This window comes from Microbispora sp. NPDC046933 (assembly GCF_040644635.1).
Lineage (GTDB): Bacteria > Actinomycetota > Actinomycetes > Streptosporangiales > Streptosporangiaceae > Microbispora.
In genome coordinates this window covers 179,447-202,963 of sequence record NZ_JBEYWW010000006.1, presented here as the reverse complement: position 1 = coordinate 202,963, position 23,517 = coordinate 179,447, and the positions used below count along the sequence as shown (strand labels likewise).

Below are 23,517 nucleotides of genomic sequence, written 5' to 3'. Positions count from 1 at the left end.
GACGACGATCGCCGGCCGGAGGTCTCCTGGCGGCAGGCCGCACGGCCCGATCGCCGGGTGCGTCAGCCCGCACTCACGTCAACGGCGCCGGCCTCAACGCAACGGTCACTGCTGCCGGAGCTCCGAGAGGCGTCGTGACGCGGAGGATGCGGATGCGCCGCCTGACCGGGGTCTTCCAGCTCGTCGAGCAACCTGAGCATCTGATCTGTGTGGTCGTGGAAGCATTGCCGCAACACGCTGTCGAAGTCCGCGACCAGCGCCTGCAGATCCCGCAGCCGGCGTTCCATGACCTCGCGCCGGGTCTTCTGCGCCTGACGCTGCAGATCCAGCATCCGCTCCACGGTGTCTCGTCCCAGCCCCTCGGCGCGCTCGCGGGCCTGGGTGACAATCGCGTCGGCCTCCTTGCGCGCCATGGCGACGATGCGGTCCGCCGCCTCCTCCGCCACCTCGACGATGCGTGCCGCCCGCTCACCCGGTGATGGGGGAGTCTCCAGAGCCGCGCGGGCTGCCGTGTTCAGCCGCGACCTCAGCTCCTCGTTCTCCCGCAGCAGCCTGCTCAGGGCCGATTCGACCCGGCCGAGAAAGCCGTCCACCTCAGCCAGGTCGTAGCCCTCCCGCAGGCGGACCACGGTGAACACCTGATTGCGTACGTCGCTGGGGGTGAGAAGCCGCGACGCCCCATCGCGGCCGCTGAAGGGCACGGGGTCGCCTTCGAGGACCTCTGTGTCATGTCCGTGTCCGTGTCCGTCGCCCATGGCCTGCATCACCGAACCTTTCATTTCGGAGGCATGAAGGAATGTCTGCGCGATATGAGGAGAATCGTCCCGACGTGGATTGAGGTCTGGGGCGAGATGGCAGGTGGAGCCGGGTGCCGGCGAGGGAGAGTGGTGACGGACCTCGTTGCAGGACGAGCCGGCGTTCCCTTAGCCGGCGATGCGCTCATTCGGCGCCGGGGACGGGAGCCCTGCGAAGGTCGGACACCTGCAGGCCGGAAGGATGGTGTTCACCCTGGGATCTCCCGTCTGTCCCGTTAATTGACTGCTGCCCGAGTGTCGGTCCCTGGCGCTGACCCTGAGGGCGCTTACGATCGGTAGTTTTCCAATTACCGCTCGTTTACACGTCTGAGCAACAGCTCAACTATTCCTTTACCTTCCGGGCCCATCATTCCGGTCAAAGGCGACAAATTGCATCAGCCGATAACGAGGCGTGGGGATGCCGATTGGAACCCAGGCGAGTGTCGGAGCTGGAGCGGTTGCGTACCGCGCCGACGCGGGCCTCGGGCCTGGTGATGGTGGCGGAGCTGCATCGGGTGGCCGAGATCGGCAGGCGGCCACGCTGCTGGCCACCGTGCGGCATTTGGAGACCTCGTCGGTCGATGATGCCCTGGACGTGCTGGACCTGCTGATCACCTCGAATCTGCTGGCCCGGGCGGAGCGGGCTGGCAAAGCCGAGCAACTGCGCACGTTCCCCAAGTTGCGCAAGGCGGCGCGCACTATGGCCTCGGCGGTGGAGGTGCTGATGTCGGCGCCGGAGGCGACCGAGGATCGGCTGGTGTCGTTGGTGGAGGTGTGGAAGGCGATCGAGGAGGTGGTGCCGCGCGAGAAGCTGGCCTCGGCGGTGGAGACGATCGTGGCCTTCGTGCACATGACCCACGATGACGCGGCCGCCGAATGGCGAGCCGAGCTGATCAAGCGCTACCGCACGGTGCAGGGCTTCATCGAGCTGCCGCTGGAGGTGTTCGACCGTACCGGTCTGCCGGCCGACTTCACCCACATTTGGACAAGATCCGCGCGCACTGGGGAGACATGCTGGGGTGGCCGGCTCGCTGACGATGGGTACGGTGCGCGCCTACGACCTGATCCGGCTTTTGCGGTCGGGCCGGTCGATCTCGATGGCATCGATGCGCTCGCTCTGCAGCAGGCGGGTGAGCCCCGGCTCCGTAGACGCCGGTGCCTTCGACCCCAACCCGCGTCAGGTGCCCGAAGCGATGCCGCGTCGGCGTTGTGCCTCTTCCAGTTGGGTGGGACGCAGGCGGTCGGCGAGCGGCCGGGCGGGCTTCTCGTCGAAGAGCGGCAGGGTCGGTTCCATCGGTCTCTCGGGTCGGTGGCGGACGTGTGCGGGGCGTGGCGAGCCTTGCACGGGACGCTGGCGAGCGAGGGCTCAGCCGCTCGCGGGGAAGCTCGCGGCGCTCATCGAGCACCGGGACGGTCGCGTCGCGGCAGCCGTTCGACGACCAGGTCGTAGGAATCCTCGACCGCGTCGGTGACGAGGCGCCCGGTGATGCCGGGTCCCGGCCCGAGCGAGATCCAGTGACGTTTGTCGAGGTAGCGGCCCGGTGTGATCGAGGCGTAGCCGTGCACGTACGCACGGGCGAGTTCGGGGTCGCACTTGACCGTGATGATCTGCTCGTCCGGGTCGTCGGTGACGATCAGGAACACCTTGCCCGCGACCTTGTACACGTCGAGCTGGGAGGTGAAGGGGCGTCCGTTGCTGACGCCGGGCAGCGCGAGGGCCGTCCGGCGGGCGGTCTCCTGGAGCCGGTCGCCGGCCACGCTCACCGGGCCGCCCGCGCGCCGCTGCCGTAGGTGTGAGGGTCGACGGGCTGCTCGGCCTTGGGCAGGCCGGCGACGACGAGCCGGTAGGACTCGGTGACGAGTTCCCTGACGAGTGACTTGTCGACGCCTTCCCCGCCTTCCAGCGTGATCCAGTGCTTCTTGTTCATGTGGTAGCCCGGCGTGATGTGGCTGTTGTGTTCCCGCGGGGCAAGGGCCTCGCCGGGCTCCGCCTTGAGGATCACGACGGGGCGGCCGGGGACCTCGGTCATCAGCATGAACACCTTGCCGCGGACCTTGAAGACCTCCCAGCCGTCGCCGAAGGGATGATCCAGCCGGGCTCCGGGAAGTTCCCGCGCACAGTCGGCGGCGGTCTTGTGCAGGGTCGGTCCGTTCATGAACGTCTCCTTCCTCGGGTGGGTGGCGGGCTGGGCGCCGAAGGACGCGAACAGCGCGCCGCGCGGTCGCGGCGGCACCCCCATCCTTTCCGGGAAAGCGGCACATCAGGCGGTAGACTGCGGACACGTGATGGTCGGCAGACGACACCCCGGGCCGGGCGGGCAGGCCGGACCTGCTGCAGTCCCGCTGTACGGTTTCCAGCCCCCGGTCGGCACTCCGTACGGCCTTGAGGTGATTACCGTCGAGGACTTCTTCGCCCAGCACGACGACTGGCCGTGGAATCCGCCCCGCCCGGGCCGCGCCACCTTCCACTACCTGATCCTGGTCACCGCCGGCGAGTTGCGGCACGACGTCGACCACGTCACGCGGACCATCGCCCCCGGCCAGTGGCTGTGGGTGCGTCCCGGACACGTGCAGTGCTGGCATCCACCCGGCACCGCCCGCGGCCCGTTCATCCTGTTCGAACCGGACGTACTGACACCCGGCACCGCCCGCCTCCTGGCCCCGCTCACCGCGCACGATGCCCCCGCCGTGCTGAGCCCGCACCCCGACGACGCCGCCTGGCTGCAGCAGACGGCCCTCCAGCTCCTTGACGAACACCGGGCGCTTGGACGTCGTCCCCTCGATGTCCACCATGCCCTGCGGCGCAGCCTGCTCGAATCGCTGCTGCTGCGCCTCGCCAACGCCGCCGGCATCACCCCCACGGGTGCGGCGACGACCGGCACGGGCCATGGTGATACCTACGGTCGGTTCGCGGACGCCCTGGAGCTGTACTTCCGCGAACTGCACCAGGCCGCGGACTACGCCGAGCTGCTCGGCTGCTCGGTCCGCACCCTCAGCCGCGCCGCTCGAAACGCCACGGGCAAAGGGGTGCGTGACCTGATCGACGAGCGACGCCTCCTTGAAGCCCGGCGCCTGCTGGGATATGCGCAGTGGGACGCCCGGAGCGTGGCCGCCCACCTCGGCTTCACCGATCCCGCGAACTTCGGCCGCTTCTTCCGCGACCGCACCGGTCTCACCCCAGCCGCCTTCGCGGCCCGCGCACTTACGACCGATCCGTGAGCCGAGCGCGGCGCTCCGAACGCTCGCCGCTCAGTCGTTCAGGACAACGACGTGCTTGCCCGGGATGGCGCCGGACTCGACGTCGGCCTGGGCGTCACGGACCTGTTCCAGGCCGTGGTAGACCTTCGCGACGGGGGCCATGAGGCGCCCTTCGGCGAGGGCCCGGAGCTGGCGGGCGAAGACGTCGGACGGCAGGTCGGCGGCCTGGCCCGCGTAGCTGGTCAGCCGCACCCCGCTGGGGATCAGGAACGGGCTGAAGTCGGGGATGGACCAACCCCCCGCCAGAGCGCCGGTGAAGCACACGGTGCCGTGCACCCGCACGCATCCGAAGGTGTCCGGCAGGACCGTGCAGCCCACCAGCTCCAGCGCCGCGTCGACGCCCTGCGGCACGAGGTCGCGAACCTTCTCGGCGAGGCGCCCGTCGTCCACGACCGGGTGGTCGACACCCATCGCCCGCAGCTCGCCGGCACGGTTGGCGTGCCGCGTGGTGGAGATGACGGTGGCGCCCATCTCCTTGGCCATCGTCGCCGCACTCAGACCCACTGTGGAGGTGCCGCCGCGGATCAGCAGCGTCTGCCCGGCCTTCAGGTCCAGGCCGCGGGTCAGCGAGCCGTACGCGGTCTGGAACATTTCCGGCAGGGCGCCGACCACGTCCCACGGCAAGCTGGTCTCGAACGGGATGACCTGCCCGGCGGGGACGGTCACGTACTGGGCGTAGGCACCGTCGTACGAGCGGCCCATGCCGCCCATCATGGTCGCCACCTGCTGGCCCGGTTGCAGCCCGCTGTCCTCGTCGGCCTGGTCGACCACGCCGACGCCCTCGATGCCGGGGATACGGGGGTAGGTGACCTCCGGGTCCGACTCGCCCTTGCGGGTGGTGACCTCGGACTCGTTGACGCCGAACGCCTTCACCTTGATCCGCACCCAGCCTGGCGCGCGTACGGGCACCGGCACGTCCTTGATCTCCAGTGCGTCCAGGCCGCCGGGCCGGGTGACGACGACGGCCCGCATCGTCGCCGGTGCGTCGTCGGCTGCTGTCGGCTGGCTCATACCGAACTCCTCTATCATGTTCTCGCCCGCTGAGATGTGAACCCGCAGCCGTGGCTCCAGACGCGTCGGCGTGCCCGGCGAGGTTGTCGTCCGCCTCCACCCGGTGAAGGTCATCACCTACGGCGGCGTCCTCGACCGGCGATGGCCGCTCCGGTCACCCGGATCGGGATGCCCGGCAGTCAGGGCGGCGCGCAGTGTTCGCTCCAGTGCGTCCAGGCCGCCGGGCCGGGTGACGACGACGGCCGTGCGCCGTTCCGCGCCCTTATCGCCCGATGACCGTCAGGGGCGGTCGATGCCTTCCCACAGGTCGAGGGCCGCCCGATAGTGGGCCGTGGCCTCGAAGGGAGGGGCGCCGACGCTTCCCGAGGTGGGCCGGTCGGTGACGGCGGGCCACAGGCGGGTCCCCTCGCCGGTGGCGAAGTCGAGCACAATGTCGCGGATACGCGTGTCACGCTCGGCCTGTTCGGCGCTGCGGCCCGGCTGCTCCTGTCCGACCAGGGCATACATCTCGGTGCCGTGCACGGCGGGTGCGCCCTCGGCGGGCCCGATCAGGAGGAGGTGGGCGTTGCCGCCCGCGGCGGCGTGGGCCAGGGCGCCGCGCGCGGCGGGGAGCCCGAAGACGTAGTCCGCCAGGAGCGCGGCGCGGACCTCGGCCGGAGTTCGGCCGCCCTGGTCGTAGGCGTCGACGATCTTCTTCGCTCGGGAGCGGGGAAGGCGCCACCCCGCGACTTCGTTGATGACGCGGTCGACGGTGTGCGGGTCGAACCGGTCGAGGTCGTTGGCCACCCACCAGCCCATGTCGTCACTGGCCATGCTCAGCAGGACGTCGACGTCACGGTGCGCGCCCGAGGCCAGGACGTCCATGGGGTGGGCGTGCAACACCGCACCGGGCTGTCCGGTGTCCAGGACGACACCGAGGCTCTTGGCGTCCATCCCGCCGCGGACGCCGAGGTCCGTCGGCGTGACCTTGTGCAGGGCGGCCACCAGGGAGGCCGTATCGAGGTCGAGCAGCTTCTCGGGGTTGCTCGCGACGCCGAGTTCGGTGACGAACCGGTGCGCGAGCTCCTCGGCCCACCAGGCCGGCTGGAGACGCGAGGGCCCTGCGGAGAACCCGGCCAGACGCCGGTACAGACCGTCCGCCGTCGAGGCGCCGAGCAGCCCGAAGGTGGAATAGGCGCCGGCACTGTGACCGAAGACGGTGACGTTGTCGGGGTCGCCGCCGAAATAGGAAATGTTCCGCTTGACCCAGGTCAGCGCGGCGATCACATCCTGCAGGCAGAGGTTGCTGGCCTCGGCAAGAGCGCCGCCGTACTGCGACAGCGAAACCGCGCCCAGAGCGCCGAGCCGGTAGTTGATCGACACGCCCACCACGCGCCCCGATGCGGCCAGACCGGAGGCGTTCGAGGTGATCTGCGTGTTCGCGCCGTACTCGAATCCGCCCCCATGGATGTACACGGCCACCGGGAGAGCCTCCCCGGCAGGCTCCTCGGGAGCCCACACGTTCAGGTTCAGGCAGTCCTCGCCCATCCCGCTGTCCGCCTCCAGCCAGTCACCGCTGTCGGGCTGGACCGGGGCGACACCCTTGCGGTCGTAGGGGCGCTCCGGATCGAAGTCCACGAGCACGGGGTGGCGGTACCGCTCTGCGGTGGCGTACGGGATCCCCCACCAGGACCGCACCCCTGGTGCAGTCGGGGCCGTAGGTGCGGTGGCGGTCATGGCATCTCCTTCGGGCACAGGGAGGGGTGTTGCGTCAGAGCTGCCGCGTCGCCGTCACGCACGGTGAGATCCGCGGCACTCATCCATGATGAGCTTGCTTCTGGCATATCGGCTCCTTGGGGGCGGACAGCTCATAGTCGCCAGGAGACACCCGGAGCTGCCCGGATGGTTCTCCTCGGGCGCGGACGCGTTGCGCTGTCCGTACTGCAGGAGGGTGACAGGCGGCGCCGCACTATCGCCCTGCGCTGGGCTTTGTACGCGGGAGCCGGAATGCGCGACCTCAGCCCGTGGGATGCCTGGCCGCTCGGGATCGAGGGGCACGTCATGCGCATCAGACGCGACCTCGCCGCCCGCGTATCCCCCTGGTTCTGGCCCGCCGGCGCCTGGCTGGCCAACGGCCCCGCGAAAGTACCTGTGCCACGCCGCAAATACGGCCGGTGGAACCTCTACTGACCCCCACGCCGACCGTGGCCTGCCGCGCACGAACACCGAACCCTGGCGCCCCGTTGTCGCGGCCACGCTCGGGCACAAGACCCGGTAATGGCTACGCGGCTACGCGGCGGCAGGCTCCGCTCGCGGTGGTTATCCGGGGCTGACGGGCATGCCGATGTTCACTGGGCCGGTCTGGTCGTTGATGCGCGCCAGCCGAGCCAGCCGTTGGTACGAGCCTCCGCGATCCGGTCGGTGAAATTCCGGGCGATCTCAACCAACCGGGCCCGCTGTCGGGGGTCGACGCGCAACAGCGGGCAACGCACACAGGCGTGCTCGTGAGCGCAGGGCGTGCCGTAGGGCCGGCCGCACGTGCCGAGTTCGACCTTGCGCAAGTCAGTGCTACTGGAACTCGGTTCATTCCTCCTCGGTCGGTTCGCGATACTGCGCGGCGGGTCGGTCGGCGCGCCGGCTGTCGAAGTAGGCGCGGTAGGACTGGATCAGGTCGGCCTGGAGCACGGCCAGGTAGGTGTGTGTGGTGGCGAGGTTATGGTGGCCGAGGATCTTTGGCGGCGATGCGCACCGGAAGTCCGCCGGTCACCGCGTCGGTGGCGAACATGCGGCGGAAGTCGTGCGGGGTGTCGTGCAGGGGTTGGCCGGCGGTGAGCCCGGCGCGGTGGAGGGTGTCGTTGAGTAGCCGGTAGAGGACCTCGGTGCTGATGATCTCGCGTCGCCGGCCGACCTTGCGTTGGAACAGGTGCGGCAGCGGCGGCCCGGTGGTTCGCTCGTGCGGGTCGTAGCGAGCGACCGGGGGCACCCGGCCGTCGGCGTCCCGGATCCGGTGGATCACCGCAGCCAGGACACTCGCCAGCTCCGGGGTCACCAGCAGCAGCCGTTCCTCGTTGCTCTTCGACGGGACGATCTGCAGCAGTGGCACTACTTCGCCGGTGTCGGGCAGCCGGTGGGACGCCAGGGCGAGGTGGGTGATCTCCAGCAGCAGCTCGGGCAGATCCACCCGGGGCAGCATGGCCGCCACGGTGGCGCGCAGGCTCTTGAGCGACTCGCTCTCGCCGGCCGCCTCCGGCCGGCCCACCGCCAGCTTCACCCGCCCCTCGTCGGTGGGCACCAGCCGCACGCTCGCCTGCGGGCCGGCCAGCTCGGCCAGGTGCGTCTGCACCGGCGCGGCCAGACCGAGCCCGGCGAGGATGTCGGCGCGGACCGCCTGCCAGGCGGCCCCATCCAGCAGCTGCGCCCGCGGATCGACCCACCGCGCCGACAGGGCGGCGAACACATCCCTGCGGCGCAGCTGCTCCAGCACGCACAACACGTACGCGTCCCGGTCGACCGCGCCCTCGGACAGTTCAGCCGAGCAGGCGCGGGTCTCCTGGGTACCGAATGCAAGCCCCCTCCGGCGTAGCGCCAAAATCCGACCCTCCTCGAGGGCCTACGGCCAGCCGCCGGCTGGCCCCGGCGTCTGAGCTCGCCCAGTGCCGGTCGTCAGCCGGATTCCTCCTCGTCTGCGCAGCACCCATCGGAACATGAGGCGGCGCCACGTGGTTCGTCGGCGCCGATAGCCGGCGTCGCACAGCAGGCGTCTCCGCGCCAAGCCTCGCGACCTTCCTTGATCGCGACCGCGGCGATGACCAGGGCGGCGATCGGGTCGGCCCAGGACCACCCGAAGAGGCCGTTGAGAGCCAGCCCGATCAGCAGCACCGCAGACAGGTACGTGCACAGCAGGGTCTGCTTGGAGTCGGCCACCGCGGAGGCCGAGCCGAGCTCGCGGCCGGCGCGGCGCTGTGCGGCCGACAGCGCCGGCATGACGACCAGGGAAACGGCGGCCAGCACCAGACCCGGTGTGGAGTGATCGGCCTCGCCGGCGCCCAGCAGGGAGCGCACGGCGTCGACGGTGACGTAGGCGGCCAGGGCGAAGAAGGAGATCGCGATGACCCTCAGCGCCGCCCGTTCCCGCTTCTCGTGGTCAGGCCCCGAGAACTGCCAGGCGACCGCGGCAGCCGAGGCGACCTCCACCACGGAATCCAGGCCGAACCCGATCAACGCCGCCGATGAGGCGACGGTGCCGGCGGCGATGGCGACGACGGCCTCGACGACGTTGTAGGTGATGGTCGCGGTCACCAGCAGCCGGACGCGCCGCCGCAGCCGCTCTCGCCGGGCTGGGGTGGGGCCGAGCGAGATGCCGGCCATCAGCAGCAATCCTTCTTGTCCGCGTCCACGCAGGTCCGCTCGGCGGCCACGGCGATCACAGCAGTGCGTAGGTCGTCCAGCGCGTGGCCGAGCCTCTCGTCGGCCAGTTCATAGCGGGTTCTCCGGCCGTCGGGAAGGGCCACCACCAGGCCGCAGTCGCGCAGGCAGGCCAGGTGGTTGCTCAGGCGGGTGCGGGAGACGCCGAGGAGGTCGGCCAGGTCGGCCGGGTAGGCCGGCGCCTCGCGAAGCGCGATCAGGATCCGGCAGCGAATGGGGTCGGCCAAGGCGCGGCCGAAGCGGGCGAGCACTTCCACGTCAGAGGCGATGGTGAACACTCCTCAACAGTACACGGAACCCTGAATTCAGGAATCCATGTATTCAAGAGCTCGGGGAGGCCACTTGGCCTTCGGCATGGGGCCTGGATCCATCGCTTCCGCACCGGCCGTACGGGATGAACGGCTTCAGCGGACGGGCGTTCTCGCTCGGGTGGTGGGCCGGTGACCGCGATGGTCCTGCTTGTCCTGGCGGTGCGATGCGGCTCGCACGGTCATCCGGGCCGGATGACGACGCACAGCAACGGTGCGATCAACACGGCCGTAGGCCCGCTGAGGAGCAGGCTGGCGGCTGAATAGGCAACGGCGGGAATCCACCGCGACCGCTCATCCGCGCCAGGGAGAAGCCGTTCGAGACGATGAGCGACCGCGGTGTCGGCCAGAGCGAGCACGCCGACCTCGGAGGAGCCCGTTCGTGGCGTGGCCATCCGCAGCAGGGCGCGAGCCAGCGGCAGTTCCCCGTGCAGCCGACGGGCCTGGTCATCCGCGAGCATCTCCAGCAGGACGGGAACGACCTGCCGAGCCGTCCGCGCCGCCGGGAGCCGGGGAAATGCGTTGGCCAAGGCGATGAACGGCAGGAGGATCAGATCGTGCCTGCCCCGGGCGTGCGCTCGTTCATGTCCGAGGACTGCCAGCAACTCCTGCCGCTCCAGCAGGTCGAGGGTTCCTCGGCTGAGCACGATACGGGCGCGCCGCCCGGGAACGCAGTAGGCGACACGTTCCGCGGTGGGCAGTACGTAGGCGTCATGAACGGGGAAATGATCGGCCACCACGTCGATCAGCAAGCGCTGCCGCCGCTGCTCGGCGGCCGTTCTCACAGTCACCCTGACGGTGTGCGCGATCAGCCATGCGAGCACGCCCAGTGACCAGGCGAGGGCGACGAGCTGGGCCGGGCCGAGCCCGGTCAGCCCGGGTCCATCGAGGACCTGACCGATAAGGGTGTGCATACCGTGTGGAAAGACGGCGGCCAACGGCGCAACCGAGGCGACCAGCCCCACCCCCACCGCTCCGAGCCCGCCGGCCAGGCCGATGGCCTGCCACAGCGCCAAGGCGGCTCTGGGGCATCGGCGGGTCCACTGCGCCGCGGCCAGCCGCGCGGAGACCCGACCTCCGAACACAACGGGCACCAACGCGACGCCTGCCGCGAGCAGCCACAGGCTCATCGAGGAGCCTCGTCTCGTTCGTTGAGCGCCTCGCGGAGGGCCGCGGCCACTTCCGGGGAAACCGTGCCGACGAACCGGCTCACGGCAGCCTCCAGATCACCGGCCTCGTCGAGGGCGGCGCGCATGGTCTCGGCCACGAAGGCGTCCTTACCCGCACTGGCCTTGTACAGGTGCGCTCGTCCCTGCCGCTCCCTCGAGACCAGACCTTTGCGGGACAGCCGTACGAGAACGGTCAGCACCGTTGTGGCCGCCGGCCGGGAAGGAAGGCTGCCGGCCAGATCCTGAGCGAACATCCCCTCCGGGTGGCTCCACAGGGCCTCCATGATTGATCGCTCCAGGTTGCCGAGTCGCACCGTCCCGCCTCTCTGTCACGCCGATGACTCTCTACTGAGAGTAGAAGGTGACCAGGCGGCATCCGGACACAGCAGATTGTCAGCCCGAGGGGCGACGCCGGTCACCGGGGATATCCAGGTGGCGGTTTTACCGGCTCGGTCAGAGCTTCGCTCCTCCTCCCCGTACGCTCCGGAACTGCCCGCGGAGTGCGGGTCAGGCGTTCACCGGATGCGCGGCGAGCAGCGTACCGGCCGCGGAGACGTCGCGGGCCTCAGGTCCGGCCAGACGGCGCGGACAGGAAAGGCTCACGGCCACCGGAGCGGCAACGTCTCGGGCGCCTGAGAGGGGCCGCGGCTCGCGATGTCTCGTCCGGCTTCCGCCTGCCTGGCTTCCTGGCTTCAGTCTGCTGACAACGCGCGTTCAAGACTGTCGAGGCACCTCCGACATCACGGGTCGCCGCCCCCAGGCCGAGCTGTGGGGTCAACCCCACAGCGAGCCCCGGTCCTGCACTGGCCGTTAGCGGCTCTGGATCGCGTGACCGAGTCCGCTCCGCTCGAGTCTGATCAGCCACTCAACGAAGAGCCCCAGCACGGTGTCGGGTGTCTCGATCTGCGGGTTGTGGCCCGAGCCATCGATGACGGCGGTGGCCATGTGCGGGTAGTGGTCCATGAGCGAGAGCTGGTCGCGCCAGCCGACAACGGCATCCTGACGTGCTGTCACGAGCAGATGCGGACCTCGGTGCGTTTGGCGCTGTTCCTCGGGAGCAGCGGGCAGGAGGAAGTCCGATTCGAGTTCGGCGGCCGCCTCGCGGTCGTGAAGACGCCAACCGGGAAGGAGATGCTCGCTGAACGCGTCCCAGCGTTCTCGGTCAAGCTGAGCCATCACGAGGCCGAAGACCTCCCGTTCCGGGTCTGGCAGTCCGCGGAGGAACGCAGTGTCGCGTCCGAGGATCGTCTGCTCAGGGAGGCGGCGTTGCGCGCCCCACTTCACGACGGGTGCGAGAAGTGCCATGCCGGTGACCTGTTCGCGCAGACGGGCGGTGACCTCTCGCGCGATCTGACCGCCGAACGACTGGCCCACCACTGCGAAGGGCTCGTCGCCCAGTGCCGCGACTATCCATTCGCACACCGCGTCCGTCAGCGAGGAGGCTGTGGTTCGTCCCGGCAGTCGCGGGCTCTTGCCGTGCCCGGGAAGATCGAGATAGAGCCTGCGGTATCCGGGGCGCTCCTCGAACGCCGGCTCCAGTGGCAGCAGAAGTCTGTGATCCACGGTGTAGCCGTGGATCATCACGATCGGGAACCCGTGCCCACGCGAGGTGTGCCAGATGCGATGTGTGCTCATGTCCGCACCGTAGGACCTTGACACTAATGTCAAGGTCCAATCGCACCTCCGCCTGCCCGCCGTGGCGGCCGGTCAGGCCAGTGCTTTGACCGCGCTCAGGTAGTCGTCGATCGCATCGCGGTTCCGAACGAGACACTCGATGCGCCTCGTCATCCGATCCCGCTCGCGCTGCAGCGTGGAGAGCATCTCCGGCGTCGCGTCACTGAAATGGATCGTCCGTGGCTTGTCGAGGCAGGGAAGGATCTGCTTGATGATCCGTGTGGGCAGGCCGGCATCGAGCAGCCCGCGAATCTGGACGACCCGGTCGACGAGGTAGTCGTCGTACTCGCGGTAGCCGTTGGGCAGACGGTGCGGCTCAATAAGGCCCTGCTCCTCGTAGTAGCGCAGCGACCTGGCGGGAGTGTCGGTGAGCTTGGCGAGTTCTCCGATACCATGTGAGCTCCTTCACTGCCGCCCCGTCTCGATCGGCTTTGACCTTCACACTAATGTCAACCATCGACGATAAGGCTCATGATCGAGACGCGATCCCTTACGCGGCCCTCGGCGCCACACGAACGTTTCCCCCTGTCAGGGTTACTGGCGCTGGGCACGGCCGGCTTCATCACGATCATGACTGAGGCTCTGCCTGCCGGTGTGCTTCCAGCGATGAGCACAGACCTCGCCGTGAGCGAGACAAGTACAGGGCAGACTGTGACGATCTACGCGATCGGTTCGTTCACCGCCGCTGTGCCGTCGACGGCGGCGACGGTCGGTTGGCCGCGCAAGCGTCTGCTGATGCTGGCGATCAGCGGGTTCGCAGCCGCCAACACGGTGACGGCGGTGTCGGCAAGCTACCGCTCACGATGGCAGCGCGGCTCGTCGCCGGCGTGGTCGCCGGGCTGCTGTGGGCGTTGCTTGCCGGGTACGCCCGTCGGATGGTCGCGCCGCATCAGCGTGGCAGGGCGCTGGCGATCGCGATGGCAGGCACGCCCGTGGCTCTGGCGATCGGCGTGCCGGCGGGGACGTTCCTGGCCAACGTGATCGGCTGGCGGGCGACGTTCGGACTCATGACGCTGCTGACGGCGGGACTGATTGTCTGGGCGGTGGCGACCATCCCCGCTTTCCCCGGGCAGGAGCGGCATGCACGACTGCCGATCCGGAGGGTGCTCATGACCACCGGTGTTGCGCCGGTCTTGTTCGTGACGTTGACCTTCGTGCTGGCTCACAACATCGTCTACACCTACATCGCTCCGTTTCTGGCACCGCTGGGACTCGGACATCGGGTCGACGCGGTACTGCTCGTCTTCGGGGTTGCCGCTCTGGTCAGCATCGTGATCACCGGTGTGCTGGTCGACCGCCACCTGCGACCGTTGACCATCGCCAGTTGTGCGCTGTTTGCGGCGGCCACGCTCGCACTTGGCATGTTCGCCTCGCTGCCGCTGCTGGTGTTCACCAGTGCCGCGACCTGGGGGCTGGCGTTCGGTGGTGCGGCGACCTTGTTGCAGACAGCGGTAGCCGAGGCGGCCGGTTCTGCTGGAGACGTCGCGCAGTCTCTCCTTGTCACCTGCTGGAACGTCGGCATCGCCGGCGGTGGTGTCGTCGGCGGGCTTCTGCTCGATTGGGCGGGCCCTGTTTCTCTGCCATGGTCGGCGCTGATATTGCTGGTTGCAGCGCTTGTGGTGACCCTCGCGGCTTACCGCCACGGTTTCCCCGGCCGCCTACGCCGCGCTGTGCGAGGTGACGTCCCCTCAGGTGGTGTCACTCCAAGCTGACGAGGCACCGCGCTAATGAAAAAGCCTCCGCCGCCCCGTGACCGGAGCGCCGGAGGCTTGTCACTGTTCACCGGAAGGCTTCGACATTGCGGCGGGCCCACTCGGCGAAGGGGCGGGGCGCACGGCCCAGCACGTGCTCGACATCCGGGCTGAGCCGCAGCTCGGCGGCGTTGGGCTCGCCGAGGACGGCCAGCGCGGTCTCCACGGCCGGCTCCGGCATGAACGCGACCATCCGCGCGTGCGCCTCGGCCCGGGTCAGCTCCACGAACCGCACCGGCTCACCGAGGGCCGCGCCGATCGCCTCGGCCTGCTGCCGGGGCGTGACAGCCGCCGGCCCGTTCAACTCGTAGGCATGACCCGTGTGTTCGTCCTTGCGCAGGGTCACGGCCGCGACCTCCGCGATGTCCGCCGGATCGATGATCGGGATCCCGACATCACCGAACGGCGCGGCGACGGTCCGCTCGGCGCCTACCGACTCCGCCCAGGCGTAGGCGTTGGACGCGAAGACGCCGGGCCGCAGGATCGTCCAGGCCAGGCCGGACTCGCGCACCGCTTCCTCGGTCGCCCGCATGACGCCTCCGTGCGAGAGCGACTCCGGCCTGGTCACCACGCCTTGTGAGGAGAGCAGCACCACCCGCCGGACCCCGGCGACCCTGGCCACGTCCAGGATCGCTCTCGGGTCGAGCCCCTGGCCGCCCGTACCGCCGTCGTGCAGGAACAACGCCTCGGCACCGTCGAGGGCGGGCCGCAAGGTCTCCGGCGCGGCCAGGTCGGCCCGCACGTGTCCGGTCCCGCTCGGCAGGTCCACGGGGGCCATCCCCCTCGACACCGCCGTCACCCGCTCGCCGGCCTCCGCCATGGCCCGCACCAGCGACCGGCCGACGTTCCCGGTCGCACCCGTCACCACGATCATGATCAACCCCCGCGTCTTTCCCTGTGGCTTCTCGCGATGACGGCGACGCTAACACCCTCCGTATAGTAGGTACCTAGAGGAAAGTAACTACCTCAGAGGGGTGTGACTAATGGCGACCGAGACGAGCGGGCCGGCGGCCGATGCCATGACCGACCCCGAACTGGCCTGCCCGATCTCCCCGGTCGTCGACATCGTGTTCAGCCGGTGGACCTCGCCCATCCTCTGGTCGCTCCAAACCTTCGGCCGCCAGCGGTTCGTCGAGCTGGAGCGGCGTATCAAGAGCATCACCCCCAAGGTGCTCACCCAGCGCCTGCGCCAACTGGAGCGCGACGGCCTGGTCGTCCGCACCTACCACCCCGAGGTGCCGCCGCGCGTCGAATACGAGATCAGCGAGCTCGGCCGCAGCCTCGCCCCCCTCTTCGCCCACCTCGCCGAGTGGGCCACCACCAACCTCGAGCACGTCGAACGGGCTCGGCGGCACTACGACGACGCGGGGGTGACCCGCGGCTAGATGTTCTGCGAGCGTTGGCGACCTCGGACGGACGTCACAGTTCCGATGCTCGTCAACCCCCCGGCTCCTGGACGGCTGCGCGATCGCGGCAGTCACCACCGCTCATCCCTCGGCCCGCAGATCTCCAGATCCGGCCTGGCTAGAGCGGACTGTCGTGGGCGATGAGGGCGAGTTGGACGCGATTGTCCAGGTTGGTTTTCGTGAGGATGCGGGAGACGTAGCTCTTGACCGTGCCGACGCTCATGTGGAGCTCGGCCGCGATGTCTGCGTTGGACCTGCCCCGGCCGACCGCGGCGGCGACCTCGCGCTCGCGGTCGCTGAGCCTGGACAGCAGCCTGCGTGCGTCGTCGCGGCGGCGGTCCTCCGCCTCCGGCGCCAGGTGGGCGATCAGGCGCCGGGTCACGCCGGGCGACAGGATCGGCTCGCCCGCCGCGACCCGGAGGACCGCGTCCACGATGCCCTCCGGTGGGGTGTCCTTGAGCAGGAACCCGCTGGCCCCGGCGCGCAGCGCGCCGAAGACGTGCTCGTCGGCGTCGAACGTGGTCAGCATGATGACGTGGGGAGGGTCGGGCCGTCGCCGCAGCAGCCGGGTGGCGTGGACCCCGTCCAGGCCCGGCATCCGGATGTCCATGAGCACCACATCGGGCGCGTGCGCGTCGACCGCGGCAGCGACGTCGGCGCCGTCGGCCACGCCGCCCACCACGAGGAGTTCGTCGGCGCCCCTGAGCATCAGCGTCAGACCCGCCCTGACGAGCGGGTCGTCGTCCACGACCAGCACGCGTATGGCGGTCACACCGGCCATGGTAGCCAGACCGCCAGGCGGAACTCGCCTTTCTCCACCCCGGCCTGCTCCACCCGGCCGCCCGCCAGCTCGGCCCGCTCCCGCATCCCGGCCAGGCCGGCGCCCTCGCCCCGGGGAGCGTGCACCACGGGATTGCGCACCTCGATGGCGAGCCCCCGGTCCGGCCCGCCGTCGAGGCGGAGAGCCACGGGCCTGCCCGGCGCGTGCTTCCTGGCGTTCGTGAGGCCCTCCTGGACGATCCGGTAGGCCGCCCGCGCCGTCGCGCCCGGCAGGTCGGGCAGGCGCACGCCGCCGTCGTGCATCTCGACCTCCATGCCCGCCCGCCGTACCTCCTCGATCAACGTGCGCAGGTCCAGCTCGGCCAGGACGGGCGCCTCGCGGAGCACCGAGATGACCTGGCGCAGTTCCTGCAGCGCCTGGTGCGCGCCGGAGCGCACCACCGCGGCCGCCTCGACCACCTCCGCGGGGTCGGCCCGCGCGTTGAACTGCAGCGCCCCGGCGTGCAGCGCCAGCAGCGACAGCCGGTGCGCCAGCACGTCGTGCATCTCGCGGGCGATGGCCAGGCGTTCGTCATGGCGGGCCCGCTCGACGCGTCGCCGTTGCTCCTCCTCGGCCCTGCGGACCCGCTCCGCCAGCGACAGCACCAGTTGGCGGCGGGCCCGCGCCAGCATCCCCCATCCGGTCAGCGCCACCCCGAACAGCACCGCGACCAGCGCCCACACCGGGTACGGCGCCAGCCCCGGCGGCCGCAGCCCGAACCGGGCCAGCGTCGCGGCCACCCAGGCCGCGCCCACGCCGATCGCGACGACCGAGCGCCGGTACAGGGCGGTCATCAGCGTGGCGATGCCGGCCGCGACCGACGCCGAGGCCGCGGGCACCGCCAGCGCCACGGCCACGAGCGCCATGGTGGCCGGCCACCGGCGCGACAGCCACAGCGCCCCGCACGCCGCCGCGCCACCGGCCACGTCCGCGACCAGCCACCAGCCGGATGCCGCGCCGAGGTCGTCTCGCACGACGACCGCCGCCGCGGCCAGCGCGCAGGCGACGCCTCCCGCCCGGATCGCCCGGTCCCGCCGGGTCCTGGCAGGGCCCGGCCGTACGTCTGCCGTCACGGACGCCCAGCGTAATGACGGCGGGCCCGCCGACGGCAGCAACCAAAGTCGACGCCGGGTTGTCACCCGGGTTGCCACGGGCAGGACCCGGGGTGGAAGACGTGGGTGGTGTGCGCGGAACACGCTGGCCACATGACGGCGAACAAGACGCGCGGCCGCCGGGCCGCACTGCTCCTCGCGGTGATCACACCGCTTGTGGCCGAGTTCACCCTCGGCAACCCGCCGCTGCGCATGGCCTGGCTCCTGCTGCTGTGGATCCCGATATACGGCGCGGGCGTCGTCCTGGTGCGCGAGCTGGTACGGCGGGCCGGGACGGGCTGGACCGGGGTGCTGCTGCTCGGCGCCGCCTACGGCATCGTCGAGGAGGGCTTGGCGCTGCAGGCGCTGAGCAGCCCCACGATCTACGGCGCCGCCGGGTGGGCGCCCCGGATCCTGGGCCTGAACAGTGCCTACGCCGAGCTGCAGATTCCCTACCACGCGGTCTTCAGCGCCGCGATCCCGATCCTCCTGACCGACCTGATCGTCCCGTCCCTGCGCGACCGGCCCTACCTGGGCAGACTCGGCACCTGGCTGGCCGGGACGGTCTTCGTCCTCGGCGCGCTGCTGCTGCGGGTGACGGCCATCGACCCCGGGTACGAGGCGCCGCCGCCGATCCTGGCGGGCTGTGCGGCCGCCGTGGTCCTGCTGGCGGCGGCGGGGCTGCGGCTGAAGTCCCGCCCGGGCATGCCCTCGATCAGCCCGCCCGCGCCCGCGGCGGCCGGGGTGTTCGGCGCCGTGACCGTCTTCGGATACCTGGCGTCGCTGTTCCCCTTCGGCGGCGCGGCCCAGCCCGCCTTCACCCACGGCGGGTGGGTGCTCGTGCCCATGTCGGCCGCCGCCGTTCTGGCGGTCGGCGCCGCGTGGCTCCTGCGCCGCTGGACGGCCGGAGGCCTGTGGACGGACCGGCACAGCCTCGCCCTGGCCTCCGGCGCCCTGATCGCCCACACCGCCTTCGGCCTGATCTCCAACACCGACACGGCGGCCGACCGCGCCGGTCTGGCGGCCGTCGGCCTGGTCATGATGTGTCTGCTGGCCGTCCTGGGCCGCCGGGTCGCGTCGCGCCGGGCGGGGGTCCAGGCGTAGCCGCCCGAGTCCCACGCTTCGGCGAGCGGCACGAGGCGTTATCTGGTGCTCTGCCTATCGGTGAACGCCGAAGACTCGTACGACGGGCCGGACCCCTACCTCTGCGGTTCGCTCTGGCGTCGGGTGGCGTGGATGGAGCCGAGGAGGTCGAGGGCCTGGGCGCTGGGGCTGCCCGGTTCGGCATGGTAGATCACGAGCTGCTGCCCAGGGGCGTCACGTATGTCGAAGGCCTGGTAGGTGAGCGCGAGGGGGCCGACGTCGGGGTGCAGGAAGTGCTTGGCCTCCTGGGTCTTGCCTCGTACGGTGTGGGCCTCCCAGAGGCGGGCGAAGTCCGTGCTCTGGCCGGTGAGGGTGCGGACGAGTTCGGCCAGGCGCGGGTTGTCCGGGTCGAAGCCGACCGCCTGGCGGAGGTTGGCGACGGTGGCCTGGGCCGCGCGGTCCCAGTCGGTGTAGAAGCGTCGGCCGGCCGGATCGAGGAAGGTCATGCGGGCCAGGTTGTCCGCCGGCTCGAAGGGGCTGTAGAGGGCGTCGGCCAGGGCGTTGGTGGCCAGGATGTCCAGAGTCCGGTTCATCACGAACGCCGGGGTGTGGGGATAGCCGTCCATCAACTGGCGCAGCGCCGGGCCGACCCGCTCGGCGGCCCGAGTGAAGGGCCGGTCGTCCGGCGCGGTCCCGGCCAGCCGGTACAGGTGCGCCCGGGCGTCGGCGTCGAGGCGCAGCGCGCGGCTGAGAGCGTCGAGCACCTGGCCTGAGGGGTTGCGCTCGCGTCCTTGTTCCAGGCGGGTGTAGTAGTCGGCGTTCACGCCGGCCAGGACGGCGACCTCCTCACGGCGCAGCCCGGCGACTCTGCGGGCGCCGTAGCTCGCCATGCCGACGTCCTCCGGCCGCAGGGCGGCGCGGCGTGCGCGCAGGAAGTCTCCCAGGTGGTTGCCATCCATGCGACCAAGCTATCCGGCGGCCGCGTGTGCCGCCTGGGTGCGCCGCACCCAGGCGGCACACGTCCTGGTCAATGCCCTCTGACGTGCGCAGACTCGATGGAGCAGGCCAGAAAGGTGCTCTACCACGAGCACCTCGTGCAGTGCCGGCAAGAGCAGCCGTCATGACCGAGATCGCCGGGTCAGCTTGCCCCCGTCACCGGCGCCCGCAATGCGGCAAGACCTGACCGAGCAGACCACATCAACGAGAAATCCGAGGCAATTCCCATGACAGGACAACGACTCGCCGACAAGGTCGCGCTGATCACGGGCGCGACCGGCGGCATCGGCGCGGCCACCGCCGAACTCTTCGCCCGCGAAGGCGCCCGGCTGGTGATCACGGATGTCGCCGAAGGGCCCCTGCGGGAGCTGGCCGGCAAGATCGAGGCCCTCGGCGCGGAGGTTGTCGCCGCCCGCCTCGACGTCTCCTCCGCGCGGGAGTGGGAGGAGGCGATCGGCGTTGTACGCGAGCGTTTCGGCAGGCTGAACGTGCTGGTGAACCTGGCCGGCATCGTGGACTGGCCGGGCATCGAGGGCACGGCGGAGGACGCCTGGGACCGCGTCATCGAAGTCAACCAGAAAGGCACCTGGCTCGGCATGAAGGCCGCGATGCCGCTCCTGCGCGCGAGCGGCAACGCCTCGGTGATCAACACCTCGTCGGTGCTCGGGCTCGTCGGCAGCGGCTCCGCCGCGGCCTACCAGGCGTCCAAGGGCGCGGTACGCCTGCTGAGCAAGACCGCAGCGGTCGAGTACGCGCGACAGGGCGTGCGGGTCAACTCTGTGCATCCCGGCGTCATCGCCACGCCGATGATCCAGGAACTCCTGGACGAGCAGGGCGACCAGCAGCCGGACATCCAGCGCACCCCGATGCGCAGGGCCGGGCGGGCCGAGGAGGTCGCACCCGCTTACCTCTTCCTCGCCTGCGACGACTCCTCCTTCGTCACCGGCGCGGAGTTCGTGATCGACGGCGGGCTCACCGCGTACTGAGCAGCCATACAGCTAACGGACATGGCTGCCGGCGCGTCGTCACGCCGCGAACCGGGCGGTCACGCCTCCGGCGCCTGGCCGTGAAACAGGAAGGAAAAGGATGATGACATCCGCGAATGCGTCCGCCGAGACCACCGAGTTCGCCGGAAAGGTCGCCCTCGTGACCGGGGCCGCGCGCGGCGTGGGCAGGGAGACCGTCCGCCTGCTGCACCGCCGCGGCGCCCGGATCGTCGCCCTCGACCAGCGCGAGGAGGTGGAAGAACTGCCCGCGCAGTTTCCCGGCGTGCATCCCCTGATCGCCGACGTTACGGACGAGGCGGTGGCCGAGCGGGCGGTACGACAGGCCGTTGAGATGTTCGGCGGTCTGGACATCCTGGTCAACAACGCGGGCCGCACGTTGAACAAGCCGATCACGGACACGACAGCGCAGGACTGGGACGCGTTGATGGCGGTCAACGCGCGCGGCTCGTTCTTCTTCGCCCGCGAGGCCTTCCGCGTGATGCGGGAGCGAGGCGGCGGCGCCATCGTGAGCACGGGCTCCTACGTCTGCACCGTCGGCATGCCCGACGGCGTCGCCTACGCGGCGTCCAAGGGCGCCTTGGCCCAGCTCACCAAGGTACTCGCCGTCGAGGGCGGCCCGCTGGGCATCCGGGCGAACCTCGTGGCCGCGGGCGTCATCGAGACCGACTTCCTCGACACCTTCCGCACCGACAGCCGCGCGTACCTGGCCTCTTTCGCCGGCGCTCAGCCGCTCGGCCGGGTAGCCCAGCCCCAGGAGATCGCCGAGGTCCTCTGCTTCCTCGCCTCACCGCGCGCCAGCTTCATCACCGGTGCCGTGGTCGCCGCCGATGGCGGCTTCACTGCGATGTGAGACTCATGAACACGATGGCGGTGATCGGCGCCGGGACCCAATGGGATGTCATCGACGTCGCCACGGGTTCATCGCGTGCGACTACGCGGCCGACCGCGTCCCGCTGCCCGGCGGCCTCGTGCACGCACCGGCCGCTGACGGGTCGAACACTGCCTCATCCGCCGGGCCTCGGCATGTGGATCGTGAAGTCCAAGAGGCATGCCGCCGTGCTGTCGGGCAGACGGTCCGACGGATGGTCCTCAGCGGCGAGGAGAACAACCGCCTGGAGTACGGTCTCGACCTCCGGCCCCTGGTCCTGGAGCATGGAGGCGCCGCTCTGTCACGCGGAATCGCGCCGGAGTCGGCCGAGGCGAGCCTGATCCTGAAGCGGATCATCCCTGACGACCTCACCGCGGAGGAGACCGCCGCCCTGATCACGTGGCTGGACATGGTCGCCGAGCCCCGAGTGGAGCGGTACTGGCAGCTCCTGCACCTCCTCAAGGGTCAGAAACCATCCCCACCGGCGGTCCCGGCCTTCGAATGGCTGCTGGCCGCACTGCGCGCGCACCGTTGATCCGTCCGCTGATCGGCGGCTGATCGGCGGGCTGATCGGCAAACGACGTGGTGATCACTCGCGCCTGGGCTTCGCCCTCCGGGTCGTCACGGTTCGGCACCTCGGGATGTTCCTGGCCGATCCGTTGGACGTTCCGGTCGAGCTGGTGGACTACCTGGCCGAGCAGCTGGGCATCGAGGACCGGTCCTGCGTCAAGCAGTACACCGAACGGGAGAAGACCAAGCTAGAACACGCCTGGGGCATTCAGCAGGAGTACGGGCTGAGCTCGTTCGCCGCAGTGGAGTCCGAGCTGTCCGCGTGGATCGTCGACCAGGCGTGGGTGACCGGGGACGGGCCGAAGGCGAGCCTGGAGGGTGCGATCGCGTGGCTGCGGGACCGGCAAGCGCTGCTGCCCGGCATCACCACACTGGAGCGGTTGGTCGCCGAGGGACGGCAGGCCGCCGACCGGCGGTTGCGGCGCCGCTGGCCGACCAGGTGATACCGGAGGTGTCCGGGGCACTGCTCGCGCTGCTGGATGTGCCGGAGGGCAAGGACAAGCGGCGCCGAGTGAGCGAGCTGGAGCACAAGCTCGCGGTGCTCGTGATGTCCTGGCACCCGCGATTCGTCAAGGCGTTCACCCACACCTCCGGCAACGAGGCCCGCGTCGCCGACCTCGGCCTGTCGGTCGCCGCGGTGCTGTGCGCGCCGGAGGCGATCATCACCGATACCGGGTCCTACAGCGACATCGTGTTCGGCCTGCTGCACCTGCTGGGCCGCCAGTACCGGCCCCAGCTGGCCAACCTGCCACATCAGCGGTTGTGGCGCATCGACCCTGCCGCCGACTACGGCCCGCTGGACCGCGCCGCCCGCGGCCGCATCGACGTCGACCGGATTACCCAGCACTGGGAGGACATGCGCCGGGTCGCGGTGTCGATCCACTCCCGTGAGGTGTCCGCGCACGAGGTCACCCGGATGATCTCCCGCGACGGCAACCCGACCTTGCTCGGGCAGGCGATCGCCCACTACGGTTGCATCTTCAAAACCCTGCACATCCTGCGCCTGGCTGACGACGAGCCCTACCGGCGTGAGATCAAGCTTCGGCGTCCGGGTCACGCAACGGACGGTGGCTGCCGCCGAGGTCGGGTAGGCCGCTGCACTGGGCGATCAGCCGGACCAGCCATACCCGCCCGATCTTTCCCAGTACCACGGGGACCCCACCTCGACATCGAGGGTGTGCCCGACCAGAACACGTCCCCTGGATCGACCCCTCCCCATCCGGCCTGACGAACGGCCCGGTGTCAGCGGCTTCACCGATCAGAAATCCTCCGCCACGTCGTCAGTTCTGGTAGCCCCTCGCCACCCG

Annotated in this window: 27 protein-coding genes; 11 read left to right on the top strand and 16 right to left on the bottom strand. The window is 70.3% G+C overall.

The window, feature by feature from the left end; genetic code table 11:
* Positions 1 to 62: 62 nt before the first annotated feature.
* Entirely contained in the window at positions 63 to 764 is a 702-nt protein-coding gene (locus tag ABZ857_RS10625; protein WP_357040740.1) for a DivIVA domain-containing protein, read from the bottom strand.
* Positions 765 to 1,356: 592 nt separating this feature from the next.
* Here ABZ857_RS10625 and ABZ857_RS10620 point away from each other — a divergent pair.
* Positions 1,357 to 2,244 carry a hypothetical protein gene (locus tag ABZ857_RS10620; RefSeq protein WP_357040737.1) on the top strand — a complete coding sequence of 296 codons (888 nt, stop codon included), beginning with the start codon at positions 1,357 to 1,359 and terminating at the stop codon, positions 2,242 to 2,244.
* On the opposite strand, the gene ABZ857_RS10615 is transcribed toward ABZ857_RS10620, so the two are convergent.
* Both ABZ857_RS10615 and ABZ857_RS10610 read right to left on the bottom strand, forming a co-directional pair.
* Positions 2,190 to 2,558 carry an MmcQ/YjbR family DNA-binding protein gene (locus ABZ857_RS10615; RefSeq protein WP_357040734.1) on the bottom strand — a complete coding sequence of 123 codons (369 nt, stop codon included), beginning with the start codon at positions 2,556 to 2,558 and terminating at the stop codon, positions 2,190 to 2,192. The genes ABZ857_RS10620 and ABZ857_RS10615 overlap by 55 nt on opposite strands.
* Positions 2,555 to 2,950, bottom strand: coding sequence for an MmcQ/YjbR family DNA-binding protein (locus ABZ857_RS10610; RefSeq protein WP_357040731.1), 396 nt, complete (start codon positions 2,948 to 2,950; stop codon positions 2,555 to 2,557). Before ABZ857_RS10610 ends, ABZ857_RS10615 begins: the two co-directional genes overlap by 4 nt.
* A 232-nt stretch (positions 2,951 to 3,182) precedes the next feature.
* Here ABZ857_RS10610 and ABZ857_RS10605 point away from each other — a divergent pair, with 232 nt between their 5' ends.
* Positions 3,183 to 4,013 carry an AraC family transcriptional regulator gene (locus tag ABZ857_RS10605; RefSeq protein WP_357040728.1) on the top strand — a complete coding sequence of 277 codons (831 nt, stop codon included), beginning with the start codon at positions 3,183 to 3,185 and terminating at the stop codon, positions 4,011 to 4,013.
* A gap of 30 nt (positions 4,014 to 4,043) precedes the next feature.
* On the opposite strand, the gene ABZ857_RS10600 is transcribed toward ABZ857_RS10605, so the two are convergent.
* Together ABZ857_RS10600 and ABZ857_RS10595 are read right to left on the bottom strand one after the other, a co-directional pair.
* Complete coding sequence (locus tag ABZ857_RS10600) at positions 4,044 to 5,063, bottom strand: zinc-binding dehydrogenase (RefSeq protein WP_357040725.1); 1,020 nt, start codon at positions 5,061 to 5,063, stop codon at positions 4,044 to 4,046.
* A gap of 279 nt (positions 5,064 to 5,342) precedes the next feature.
* Complete coding sequence (locus ABZ857_RS10595; RefSeq protein WP_357040722.1) at positions 5,343 to 6,779, bottom strand: carboxylesterase family protein; 1,437 nt, start codon at positions 6,777 to 6,779, stop codon at positions 5,343 to 5,345.
* A gap of 270 nt (positions 6,780 to 7,049) precedes the next feature.
* On the opposite strand from ABZ857_RS10595, the gene ABZ857_RS10590 reads away from it, so the two are divergent.
* The gene (locus ABZ857_RS10590) at positions 7,050 to 7,232 is read left to right on the top strand and encodes a hypothetical protein (RefSeq protein WP_357040719.1); all 183 of its coding nucleotides are present in this window, start codon (positions 7,050 to 7,052) and stop codon (positions 7,230 to 7,232) included.
* A 523-nt stretch (positions 7,233 to 7,755) separates the two neighbouring features.
* Here ABZ857_RS10590 and ABZ857_RS10585 read toward each other — a convergent pair.
* The 7 genes from ABZ857_RS10585 to ABZ857_RS10555 form a co-directional block, all read right to left on the bottom strand.
* The gene (locus tag ABZ857_RS10585; protein WP_357040715.1) at positions 7,756 to 8,631 is read right to left on the bottom strand and encodes a hypothetical protein; all 876 of its coding nucleotides are present in this window, start codon (positions 8,629 to 8,631) and stop codon (positions 7,756 to 7,758) included.
* 74 nt (positions 8,632 to 8,705) lie between these two features.
* Positions 8,706 to 9,410: a cation transporter gene (locus ABZ857_RS10580; RefSeq protein WP_357040711.1), complete on the bottom strand. Its 705-nt coding sequence runs from the start codon at positions 9,408 to 9,410 to the stop codon at positions 8,706 to 8,708.
* Complete coding sequence (locus ABZ857_RS10575; RefSeq protein ID WP_357040708.1) at positions 9,410 to 9,745, bottom strand: metalloregulator ArsR/SmtB family transcription factor; 336 nt, start codon at positions 9,743 to 9,745, stop codon at positions 9,410 to 9,412. Before ABZ857_RS10575 ends, ABZ857_RS10580 begins: the two co-directional genes overlap by 1 nt.
* 212 nt (positions 9,746 to 9,957) lie before the next feature.
* Positions 9,958 to 10,905 (bottom strand): M56 family metallopeptidase, encoded by a 948-nt coding sequence (locus ABZ857_RS10570; protein ID WP_357040705.1) that lies wholly within the window; start codon positions 10,903 to 10,905, stop codon positions 9,958 to 9,960.
* Positions 10,902 to 11,258, bottom strand: coding sequence for a BlaI/MecI/CopY family transcriptional regulator (locus ABZ857_RS10565; protein WP_357040702.1), 357 nt, complete (start codon positions 11,256 to 11,258; stop codon positions 10,902 to 10,904). Before ABZ857_RS10565 ends, ABZ857_RS10570 begins: the two co-directional genes overlap by 4 nt.
* A 496-nt stretch (positions 11,259 to 11,754) precedes the next feature.
* Entirely contained in the window at positions 11,755 to 12,579 is an 825-nt protein-coding gene (locus ABZ857_RS10560) for an alpha/beta hydrolase (protein WP_357040699.1), read from the bottom strand.
* Positions 12,580 to 12,651: 72 nt separating this feature from the next.
* The gene (locus ABZ857_RS10555) at positions 12,652 to 13,008 is read right to left on the bottom strand and encodes a MerR family transcriptional regulator (RefSeq protein ID WP_357041092.1); all 357 of its coding nucleotides are present in this window, start codon (positions 13,006 to 13,008) and stop codon (positions 12,652 to 12,654) included.
* 413 nt (positions 13,009 to 13,421) lie between these two features.
* Here ABZ857_RS10555 and ABZ857_RS10550 point away from each other — a divergent pair, with 413 nt between their 5' ends.
* Complete coding sequence (locus ABZ857_RS10550; protein WP_357040695.1) at positions 13,422 to 14,330, top strand: MFS transporter; 909 nt, start codon at positions 13,422 to 13,424, stop codon at positions 14,328 to 14,330.
* A 67-nt stretch (positions 14,331 to 14,397) separates the two neighbouring features.
* On the opposite strand, the gene ABZ857_RS10545 is transcribed toward ABZ857_RS10550, so the two are convergent.
* Positions 14,398 to 15,243, bottom strand: a complete 846-nt coding sequence (locus tag ABZ857_RS10545; protein WP_357040692.1) for an NAD(P)H-binding protein — start codon at positions 15,241 to 15,243, stop codon at positions 14,398 to 14,400.
* A 109-nt stretch (positions 15,244 to 15,352) separates the two neighbouring features.
* Between ABZ857_RS10545 and ABZ857_RS10540 the strand changes: the two genes are divergently transcribed.
* Positions 15,353 to 15,754: a helix-turn-helix domain-containing protein gene (locus ABZ857_RS10540; protein ID WP_357040689.1), complete on the top strand. Its 402-nt coding sequence runs from the start codon at positions 15,353 to 15,355 to the stop codon at positions 15,752 to 15,754.
* A 139-nt stretch (positions 15,755 to 15,893) separates the two neighbouring features.
* Here ABZ857_RS10540 and ABZ857_RS10535 read toward each other — a convergent pair whose 3' ends face one another.
* Both ABZ857_RS10535 and ABZ857_RS10530 read right to left on the bottom strand, forming a co-directional pair.
* The gene (locus tag ABZ857_RS10535; RefSeq protein WP_357040686.1) at positions 15,894 to 16,556 is read right to left on the bottom strand and encodes a response regulator transcription factor; all 663 of its coding nucleotides are present in this window, start codon (positions 16,554 to 16,556) and stop codon (positions 15,894 to 15,896) included.
* Positions 16,544 to 17,668: a histidine kinase gene (locus ABZ857_RS10530; RefSeq protein WP_357040683.1), complete on the bottom strand. Its 1,125-nt coding sequence runs from the start codon at positions 17,666 to 17,668 to the stop codon at positions 16,544 to 16,546. The genes ABZ857_RS10535 and ABZ857_RS10530 overlap by 13 nt, the downstream gene beginning before the upstream one ends.
* A gap of 132 nt (positions 17,669 to 17,800) precedes the next feature.
* On the opposite strand from ABZ857_RS10530, the gene ABZ857_RS10525 reads away from it, so the two are divergent.
* On the top strand, positions 17,801 to 18,790 hold the full coding sequence (locus ABZ857_RS10525; protein ID WP_357040680.1) for a hypothetical protein: 990 nt from the start codon (positions 17,801 to 17,803) through the stop codon (positions 18,788 to 18,790).
* Positions 18,791 to 18,885: 95 nt separating this feature from the next.
* On the opposite strand, the gene ABZ857_RS10520 is transcribed toward ABZ857_RS10525, so the two are convergent.
* Positions 18,886 to 19,728: a helix-turn-helix transcriptional regulator gene (locus ABZ857_RS10520; RefSeq protein ID WP_357040677.1), complete on the bottom strand. Its 843-nt coding sequence runs from the start codon at positions 19,726 to 19,728 to the stop codon at positions 18,886 to 18,888.
* Positions 19,729 to 19,992: 264 nt separating this feature from the next.
* Between ABZ857_RS10520 and ABZ857_RS10515 the strand changes: the two genes are divergently transcribed.
* The 5 genes from ABZ857_RS10515 to ABZ857_RS10495 all read left to right on the top strand — a co-directional run bounded on the left by ABZ857_RS10515 (position 19,993) and on the right by ABZ857_RS10495 (position 23,438).
* Positions 19,993 to 20,751: a glucose 1-dehydrogenase gene (locus tag ABZ857_RS10515; protein WP_357040674.1), complete on the top strand. Its 759-nt coding sequence runs from the start codon at positions 19,993 to 19,995 to the stop codon at positions 20,749 to 20,751.
* A gap of 103 nt (positions 20,752 to 20,854) precedes the next feature.
* The gene (locus tag ABZ857_RS10510; protein ID WP_357040671.1) at positions 20,855 to 21,622 is read left to right on the top strand and encodes an SDR family NAD(P)-dependent oxidoreductase; all 768 of its coding nucleotides are present in this window, start codon (positions 20,855 to 20,857) and stop codon (positions 21,620 to 21,622) included.
* 232 nt (positions 21,623 to 21,854) lie between these two features.
* Entirely contained in the window at positions 21,855 to 22,175 is a 321-nt protein-coding gene (locus tag ABZ857_RS10505) for a hypothetical protein (protein ID WP_357040668.1), read from the top strand.
* A gap of 19 nt (positions 22,176 to 22,194) precedes the next feature.
* Entirely contained in the window at positions 22,195 to 22,653 is a 459-nt protein-coding gene (locus ABZ857_RS10500; RefSeq protein ID WP_357041089.1) for a DUF4158 domain-containing protein, read from the top strand.
* Between the two features lie 8 nt (positions 22,654 to 22,661).
* Positions 22,662 to 23,438, top strand: coding sequence for a Tn3 family transposase (locus ABZ857_RS10495; RefSeq protein WP_357040665.1), 777 nt, complete (start codon positions 22,662 to 22,664; stop codon positions 23,436 to 23,438).
* Positions 23,439 to 23,517: the final 79 nt, after the last annotated feature.

What these genes read in the sequence shown, in the direction of transcription:
- ABZ857_RS10550 (WP_357040695.1), top strand. Translation starts at nt 13,422, where the DNA reads ATGGCAGCGCGGCTCGTCGCCGGCGTGGTCGCCGGGCTGCTGTGGGCG.
- ABZ857_RS10625 (WP_357040740.1), bottom strand. Translation starts at nt 764, where the DNA reads ATGCAGGCCATGGGCGACGGACACGGACACGGACATGACACAGAGGTC.
- ABZ857_RS10505 (WP_357040668.1), top strand. Translation starts at nt 21,855, where the DNA reads ATGGTCCTCAGCGGCGAGGAGAACAACCGCCTGGAGTACGGTCTCGAC.
- ABZ857_RS10510 (WP_357040671.1), top strand. Translation starts at nt 20,855, where the DNA reads ATGACATCCGCGAATGCGTCCGCCGAGACCACCGAGTTCGCCGGAAAG.
- ABZ857_RS10515 (WP_357040674.1), top strand. Translation starts at nt 19,993, where the DNA reads ATGACAGGACAACGACTCGCCGACAAGGTCGCGCTGATCACGGGCGCG.
- ABZ857_RS10580 (WP_357040711.1), bottom strand. Translation starts at nt 9,410, where the DNA reads ATGGCCGGCATCTCGCTCGGCCCCACCCCAGCCCGGCGAGAGCGGCTG.
- ABZ857_RS10545 (WP_357040692.1), bottom strand. Translation starts at nt 15,243, where the DNA reads ATGATCGTGGTGACGGGTGCGACCGGGAACGTCGGCCGGTCGCTGGTG.
- ABZ857_RS10520 (WP_357040677.1), bottom strand. Translation starts at nt 19,728, where the DNA reads ATGGATGGCAACCACCTGGGAGACTTCCTGCGCGCACGCCGCGCCGCC.
- ABZ857_RS10570 (WP_357040705.1), bottom strand. Translation starts at nt 10,905, where the DNA reads ATGAGCCTGTGGCTGCTCGCGGCAGGCGTCGCGTTGGTGCCCGTTGTG.
- ABZ857_RS10610 (WP_357040731.1), bottom strand. Translation starts at nt 2,950, where the DNA reads ATGAACGGACCGACCCTGCACAAGACCGCCGCCGACTGTGCGCGGGAA.
- ABZ857_RS10535 (WP_357040686.1), bottom strand. Translation starts at nt 16,556, where the DNA reads ATGGCCGGTGTGACCGCCATACGCGTGCTGGTCGTGGACGACGACCCG.
- ABZ857_RS10540 (WP_357040689.1), top strand. Translation starts at nt 15,353, where the DNA reads ATGGCGACCGAGACGAGCGGGCCGGCGGCCGATGCCATGACCGACCCC.
- ABZ857_RS10590 (WP_357040719.1), top strand. Translation starts at nt 7,050, where the DNA reads ATGCGCGACCTCAGCCCGTGGGATGCCTGGCCGCTCGGGATCGAGGGG.
- ABZ857_RS10525 (WP_357040680.1), top strand. Translation starts at nt 17,801, where the DNA reads ATGACGGCGAACAAGACGCGCGGCCGCCGGGCCGCACTGCTCCTCGCG.
- ABZ857_RS10560 (WP_357040699.1), bottom strand. Translation starts at nt 12,579, where the DNA reads ATGAGCACACATCGCATCTGGCACACCTCGCGTGGGCACGGGTTCCCG.
- ABZ857_RS10595 (WP_357040722.1), bottom strand. Translation starts at nt 6,779, where the DNA reads ATGACCGCCACCGCACCTACGGCCCCGACTGCACCAGGGGTGCGGTCC.
- ABZ857_RS10600 (WP_357040725.1), bottom strand. Translation starts at nt 5,063, where the DNA reads ATGAGCCAGCCGACAGCAGCCGACGACGCACCGGCGACGATGCGGGCC.